A 7,324-nucleotide genomic window follows, 5' to 3' on the forward strand; every position below is an offset into this window, starting at 1 on the left:
TTCCTCATTATTTCTTATCTGTCCCGCCTGGGCCGGACATGTTATGGGTTGTGGCGCGCAGCCGCGCGCCACGGGCGTAGGGCAATATCGTCTTAGAACTCTTGCGGCCGGTACCGGGATTACTGCCGGAGCGCCAGCTGCTGTATCTCGTCGCCCAGGCGCGCCATGCTGTCCACCGCCGCCGGGAAAAAGCTGTCGTTAAACGCGCTTACGCTGCGCACGCGGCACTGCATGGTGGTGAAATTGCCCAGCTTCAACTGCCAGTATTTGGCGCAGGCGGGGTAATCCAGGTTTTCGATTAAGGCGGCGGTGGCGAGATAATCCGCCACCTGCTGCGCCTGCCGCGGCTGAAGACGCCAGTTTTCATACAGCCAGACGTACAGCTGCGGATGAAAATTGGCCATCACCCCGCTGTAGGCATGACAGCCCGCCTGCCATGAGGCCAGCAGGGTCTGGCTGTTGGCGTTGGCCAGATGCAGCCGCGTGCCCTGCGTCAGCGTCAGCCGACGCCGCATGGTCGGCAGATGGCAACTGGTGTCCTTGATAAAGGTGTAGCGATCGCTTTGCCCGCACCAGGCGACAACATCGTCCGACAGCAGGCGCTTATAGGGCCAGGGACACTCGTAAATACCCAAATCCACCGCCGGCGGCAGCTGTTCCGTCAGACTTTGCAGGGTGACCAGCGTCTGGTCATCGCTCTCGCCCTGCTGCGCCAGGCGATTGCTGATCAGGATTAGCCCGTCGATACCGGTCTGCGCCATGGCGCCGAGCTGCTCCACCTGCTGGCTCAGGCCGCTGGCGGTATGTCCCGACGCCACGATCGGCACGCGCCCGTCCACCTGGGCGACGATATGGCTCACCAGCTGGCGCGATTCCTTGTCGCTCAGGAAAAACATCTCGCTCGACTGGCAGTCGGCGAACAAACCGTGCACTCCCGCCGCCAGATACCATTCCACCAGTTTTTCCAGCGATGCCCAGTCAATCTCGCCCCGCTCGTCAAACGGCGTTAACATCACCGGCCAAACGCCGGTATATTTTGCTCCATCGCGCGTCGGCTGTTTCATGTCCGCGCCCCCGCCAGCAGTTCAACCGCGCTGCCGGCCGCCCGCACATGGATGCCCAGCGTCAGGGCCTGGGCAACAAACGCCTGGAACACCTCGCCCAGCAGATCCTGCTGCACATAGGCCAGCGTCAGGTGGTTGCTCTGATGACCCGCCATCAGGTCGTCGCGCCCGATGCCGTCCAGCACCGCGTTCAGCAGCGGCCATTCATAGTTGGTGGCGCGGCGGCGGCGCTCGAATTCATCGTCGGGCAGCTCCACGGCGGTGCCGGTGCCCATATGCATCACCACCCCGATGCCTTCATAATGGGCGCGGGCCCAGATAAAGCGCCCGGCCTTGCCTTGCCCGGCGATGGTCGAACCGCCGTAGGGGAAAAACATCGCCGGCTGGCGATAGCCGGTGGCGCCGGCGATACCGCCCTTCAGGTGGGCGAACGGCACCGCGCCGGATATCTCCAAATCCCAGTAGAAGGCGCCCTGGTATTCGCCGCCCCAGCGGATATCGTGCAGGGTGGTCTCGGCGGGCAGCCCCAGGCCATCCAGCAGGCGCCACATCATCACCTGCGGGATGGCGCTGCCCATATCCACTTCATTGATGCAGGGAATGGCCTTGCCCGGCCAAATGATTTCGCCCAGCTCGTCCGGGATCGGGAAACGCTCGGCGTTGCCGAGGGCGCCCTCGGCAAAATCGGAGGCAGCGCAGCAATCCTTCAGGCCCTGCTGATACTGCACCCCCACCGCGGCCAGGCCGAAACGCCGCACAAAACGCGCCATGGCGATCATCATCGCGCACTGCTCCAATACCTGCTTACGTGTCAGCGACCGGGCGCCGTCGGCGCCGAAGTCAAACTGCATGCCCCGCAGCTCGTACCAGGCCAGGCATTGCTCGCGCAGTGAATCGGGCACCCTGGCCATTTCCACCAACAGCGCCGACTGCGACAGGGATTCCAGCGGAATGCCGGCGTTCACCAGCGCCTGCTGCGGAAAGACGCCGTTAATCATGCCCATGCAGAAGGTATCGAACAGGCCGATAATCGCTTTGTGGCGCAGGATATATTCTCCCGCCTCGCGGCCGATTTGCCCGGCAGGGCTTGCCATCAGCGGATGAGTCGGGGCGATATCGCGCAGATAGCTGGTCTTGTGGCAAAGCCGGCCGTCGCGCAGCCAGGTGTTTAGTCCCTGGTAAAACGGCTCGTCGTCAAAACTCTCCGACCACAGGCGCGAATAGGACGTTCCCAGGCTGGTCAGGGTGCCCGCCATGCACAGCATGCCCACCAGTCCCGGCCAGGTGCCGTCGAAATTGGCCAGCAATAATAGCGGCCCGCGATGATGCGCCAGCGAGGGCGCGATATGATGCGAATACTGCCAGGCGGTCAGCAAGACAATCACCGGCGCGTCGGGATCAATGGCGGCAAACAGATCGCTGCCTTCTTTCTGGCTGCTGATAAAACCATGGCCGCGATCGGCATGGATCGGATGGGCGCGCTTGATACGGTAGCCCAGCTTTTCCAGCGCCGCCTGCAGTTTCTGTTCATAACCCTGCTGGGTCGGCCAGCAGGTGACGTTGGCCGGCTCGCGCAAATCGGCGTTGGCGACCAGCAATACTTCCTGATGGCCCGCGCGAATCATCGCCGGTGACGGCGGAAGGGTAAATTTCAGCATCGTTTGCTCCTGGTGAATAATAGGGTCAGCGCCATGCGCGCATCACGTCTTCGGCCCGCTGCGTATCGTCGTAGAGCCGCAGGTAAACCTGATATTTTGCCTGATGAAATGCCGCGGACCGGGCATCGGCGCGAATCACCTGGCCGGGTCGCACCAACGAGCGCGCCGCATCGGTCAGGGTGGGAAAGGCGCCGCCCGCGACCGCGCCCAGCAAGGCCGCGCCCAGGGTCACGGCATCGTCCTCGGCCGACAGCTCGATATCGCAGCCGGTTACGTTGGCGTATTCACGCAGCCACAGCGGATTTTTGGTGGCCCCGCCGCAGATCAGCAGCCGGGTAATATGATGACCGGATTGGTTCATCGCCTCGATAATATGGCGGGTACCGTAGGCAATCGCCTGCAGGGTGGCCAGGTAAAGCCGGGCCAGCGCATCACGCCCCTGCTCCAGCGTCAGGCCGATAACCGCGCCGCGGGCAAGGGGATTGGCCCGGGGCGACCGGTTGCCGTGGTGGTCCGCCAGCACATGCAGATGACGGGTGGGCAGCGGATCGCGCCGCTCCAGATCCACAACCCATAGATTGAGCAGTTCATACTCCGTGCACTGCCGCTCGCCGGCCTGCTGCAGCAGCAGCGGCCAGGCGGCGTGCCCGCGCAGCGTCCATTCCACCAGCGCGCCGGCGGCGCTTTGCCCGCCCTCGCTCAGCCACCAGCCCGGCAGCATCGCGCCCCAATACGGCCCCCAAACGCCCGGCACATGTACCTCACGCCGGTTGACCAGCATATGGCAGTTCGAGGTGCCGCTGATAAGGGCCAGCGCCCCTTCCGGCCGGGTCGCGACCAGCGCCAGCCCTCCCGCATGGGCATCGATAATGCCGCCGGCCACGGTCACGGCGGTGGTCAGGCCGCACTCCCGCGCCGCCTGCGAGCTTAATGGCCCGGCGGGGCGGCCAAGCTGCAGGATAACGGGCGGGACTTTTTCCAGTAGGTCTTCCAGGTCCACCGCCCGCAGCAAAGGGTCGCTGAACCGGTTTTCATGGGCCAGGTAATTCCATTTGCAGGTCAGGGTACAGCTGCTGGCGGCATCGACACCCGTGGCGCGCCATACCAGGAAATCCGCTAAATCAAACAGCCGCCAGGCCTGGTGATAACGCTCGGGAAAATGGCGCTTCAGCCACAGGGCTTTCGGCAGCTCCATCTCCACGCTCACCTCGCCGCCGACATAGGCCAACGCCGCATCGCCGGTGGCGTTAATAGCCTGTGCCTCGTCAACGGCGCGGTGATCCATCCACATGATGATATCGTGGCCGGCTTCGTCCTGCTCCGACACCGAAATACCCTCGCCGGCGCTATCGACCACCACCAGCGAGCAGGTCGCGTCAAACCCCAGCGACACCACCGCTTCCGGCGCAACGCCCGATTTGCCGACCGCGTCCTTGATGGCCTCGCAGGCCTGCGACCAGATCTGTCGCGAAGATTGTTCGGCCACATCCGGCCGGGGATGGAATTGATCGATCGGGCGCACGGCAAAGGCCAGCCGGGTGCCCAGCCGGTCAAACACGCCTGCCCGGACGCTGGCCGACCCCACGTCCACCCCGATAAAGCACTGGTCTTTCATGCTCTCACCCCTTTGCTAAGTCGAGTTAGCAATTTAAGCAAAGGAACTGCCGGTGACAAACTGTTTTTATGTGAATTGTGAGCCAGATCGGCCAGGAAGGATTAAATCGATGATAACTAATAATTAAAATTGGTATGATTTTCAAAAAACGGCAAGCGCTGGGGCCCTCTGCGCTCCGGACCCGGCAAGCGGGCCTGCCGACGCCCAGCCTAACCGGCAGGACGGCTTAGCGCCGTCGGCTAATCAGAGGGAGAGCGCGCCAATGGGGCCGAAGCGGCATCTCAAGCCGCCCGAGCGCCCTATGGCGCGGTAGGCCCTCTGCGCTCCAGACCCGACAAGCGGGCCTGCCGACGCCCAACCTAACCAGCAGGACGGCTTAACTCCAGCGAATTCAGTACGGCGCCACCGGCGTCAGTAACGGTTTACCGGCCAAAAACGCCGCGATATTATCAAACACCAGATCCGACATCGCGCGCCGCGTATCATGGGTCGCGCTGGCCATATGCGGAGTTACCACCACATTCGGACGATTAAACAGGGCGGCGGGCACCTCCGGCTCATGACTGAATACATCCAGCCCCGCGCCGCCGATAATGCCCTGTTTCACGGCGTGAACCAAATCGGCCTCGTCCACCACCGTACCTCGGGCGATATTAATCAAGATCCCCTCGGCGCCGAGCGCGGCCAACACCCGCGCGTTCACCAGCGAGCGGGTCTTTTCCCCGCCGTTAACGCATACCACCAGGAAATCGCTGGCCGCCGCCAGGTCCACGACCGAGGCGTAAAACGGCCACGCGCCATCGGGCAGCTGACGATAATCATGATAAGAAATAACCATATCGAAGGCTGCGGCCCGCCTGGCAATCGCCTGGCCGATCCGCCCCATGCCGATAATCCCCAGCCGCCCGCCAGACACTTTTTTGGTCCAGGGATACCCCCCGTCCCGCCAGCCGCCCTGCTCGATAAACCGCTGCGCGCCCACGATCTGCCGCGATGTCGCCAACAACAGCCCCATCGCCATATCCGCCACATCCTCGGTCAGCACGTCGGGCGTATTGCATACCTCAACGCTCCGACGCGCGGCCGCCGCCACGTCAATACCGTCATAGCCCACGCCAAAATCGGCAATCAGCTCAAGCTTGGGAAATTGCGCGATAAACGCCTCGGTAAGGGTGGATTCGCCGTTCACCACCAACACCCTGGCCTGCTGCGCCGCCAACCAACGTTCCGGCTCCGGCAGCAGTGCGAAATCCGCCATATTAAATTGTTTTTCCAGCCGCCGCGTCAATGCGTCGGGTAACATGGCGGCCTTGATGACAGAATAATTCATAATTAATACCTGCAATTAATGTGATAACGGCGAAACGGCGCCCGATTTAACCGCCGGCGCCCGGGTCCGGCCGACAAAAATGCCCACCACGCCGCCAATCACCAGCGCAACGGCGATAATCAGCAGCCCGTAATGATAGCTATTGGTCATATCCTTGATTTTCCCCAGCAGCGGCGGCAGGCCAAGGCCGGCGAAATTGGCGATGGCGTTGATGAAGGCGATGGACGCGGCGGCGGCCACCCCGGTCAATTTCTCGGTAGTCACCGCCCAGAATATCGGCGTCAGGGCAAAGTTAAAGCCAACCGTCAATACCAGCAGGATATACGCCAGCCACAGATTAGAGGTATATATGGAGATGCCCAGCAACAGCCCGGAGATAATCAAGGGTACGCCCAAATGCAACGCGCGCTCTTTGGTTTTATCCGAATGACGGCCGTTGAGATACATGAACAGACAGGCGAAAACAAAAGGCACCGCCGCCAGTACGCTGATAACAAAATTGCTCTTGTCCGCCACCATGCTTTTCAGGATCAGTGGCAGGAATAACGTAATACCGATAGAGCAAAACGCCTGCAGGAACCACACCAGGCTTAACAGCCATACCACCTTATTTTTCAGCGCGCTGACCCAGGAATGGTTTTGGCCCACTTCCGCGCCGGCGTTGTCCGCCGCCAGGGTCGCCTTCAGCCAGCTTTTTTGTTCGGCGCTCAGCCAATGGGCTTTATCCGGGCTATCGGAGAGGTAAAACAGCACCATCACGCCCATCACCACCGCCGGGATACCCTCGATAAAAAACAGCCAGCGCCAGCCCTCAATACCGCCGATGCCGTGCAGGCCCAGCAGGCTGCCGGAAACGGGCAGGCCGATAATAGACGCCAGCACCGATCCCATATAGAAAAACGACATCGCCCTGGCCCGGTTACTTTTCGGGAACCAGCAGGAGATATAATAAATAATGCCGGGGGCAAAACCCGCCTCCGCCATCCCCAGCAGGAAACGCATGACATACAGCTGGGTCGGCGTATGGATAAAGCCCATGCCGGTGCTGACCAGCCCCCAGGTAATCATAATGCGCGCAATCCATAATTTAGCGCCGACCTTGGTCATTAAAATATTACTGGGCACTTCAAAAATAATGTAGGAGATATAAAACATGCCCACACCCAGCCCGTACATGCTGGTAGTCAATCCCAGGTCGGCGTTCATTTGCAACGCCGCCACCGAAATATTGGTTTTATCGAGGTTGGATATGAAATAACACAAGATAATAAAAGGTATTATTTTTAAATTCAGTTTAGCCAGGGTCGAGGTACTTAAATCGATATTCATATCATCACCTTTAGGCCACGCTCAGTGCCGGGTATGAGGTGTTACCCCCTGAGCGTGGTGAAGCATCGCGGGATGGTACTGCTTAATTTAATGACATTATTAAGGCACTTATTTATGGCGGATAATTACCACTCCGCCACCGCGCCGTCAGGATAACGCCATACCGGATTACGCCAGTCGCCGGCGTTTTTACTGCGTTCAATCACCAGCTCTTCATTAATCTCCACGCCCAGGCCCGGTTTATTTAGCGGATAAAAATAGCCGTCGGTCATTTTGAAGTCGTCTTTATTTATAACGTAATCCAGCAGTTCGGCGCCTTTATTATAAT

The 7,324-nt window shown here is 60.5% G+C and carries 5 protein-coding genes and 1 pseudogene; all 6 read right to left on the reverse strand.

Features of this window, described 5'->3' with window-relative positions; translation table 11 throughout:
- Positions 1-119: 119 nt before the first annotated feature.
- Entirely contained in the window at positions 120-1,064 is a 945-nt protein-coding gene (locus GRH90_RS18355) for a dihydrodipicolinate synthase family protein (protein WP_162367406.1), read from the reverse strand.
- The gene (locus GRH90_RS18360; RefSeq protein WP_162367407.1) at positions 1,061-2,722 is read right to left on the reverse strand and encodes a signal transduction protein; all 1,662 of its coding nucleotides are present in this window, start codon (positions 2,720-2,722) and stop codon (positions 1,061-1,063) included. The genes GRH90_RS18355 and GRH90_RS18360 overlap by 4 nt, the downstream gene beginning before the upstream one ends.
- A gap of 25 nt (positions 2,723-2,747) precedes the next feature.
- Complete coding sequence (locus GRH90_RS18365) at positions 2,748-4,337, reverse strand: FGGY-family carbohydrate kinase (protein ID WP_162367408.1); 1,590 nt, start codon at positions 4,335-4,337, stop codon at positions 2,748-2,750.
- Between the two features lie 391 nt (positions 4,338-4,728).
- Positions 4,729-5,667, reverse strand: coding sequence for a 2-hydroxyacid dehydrogenase (locus GRH90_RS18370; RefSeq protein ID WP_162367409.1), 939 nt, complete (start codon positions 5,665-5,667; stop codon positions 4,729-4,731).
- A gap of 15 nt (positions 5,668-5,682) precedes the next feature.
- Positions 5,683-6,996: an MFS transporter gene (locus GRH90_RS18375; protein WP_162367410.1), complete on the reverse strand. Its 1,314-nt coding sequence runs from the start codon at positions 6,994-6,996 to the stop codon at positions 5,683-5,685.
- 125 nt (positions 6,997-7,121) lie between these two features.
- Positions 7,122-7,324 (reverse strand): annotated as a pseudogene (locus tag GRH90_RS18380) (galactonate dehydratase); the annotation flags it as partial.

The sequence above is a fragment of the Acerihabitans arboris genome, from assembly GCF_010131535.1.
Lineage (GTDB): Bacteria > Pseudomonadota > Gammaproteobacteria > Enterobacterales > Enterobacteriaceae > Acerihabitans > Acerihabitans arboris.

Coding starts and splice junctions, on each gene's coding strand:
- GRH90_RS18365 (WP_162367408.1), bottom strand. CDS start 4,337: ATGAAAGACCAGTGCTTTATCGGGGTGGACGTGGGGTCGGCCAGCGTC.
- GRH90_RS18370 (WP_162367409.1), bottom strand. CDS start 5,667: ATGAATTATTCTGTCATCAAGGCCGCCATGTTACCCGACGCATTGACG.
- GRH90_RS18360 (WP_162367407.1), bottom strand. CDS start 2,722: ATGCTGAAATTTACCCTTCCGCCGTCACCGGCGATGATTCGCGCGGGC.
- GRH90_RS18355 (WP_162367406.1), bottom strand. CDS start 1,064: ATGAAACAGCCGACGCGCGATGGAGCAAAATATACCGGCGTTTGGCCG.
- GRH90_RS18375 (WP_162367410.1), bottom strand. CDS start 6,996: ATGAATATCGATTTAAGTACCTCGACCCTGGCTAAACTGAATTTAAAA.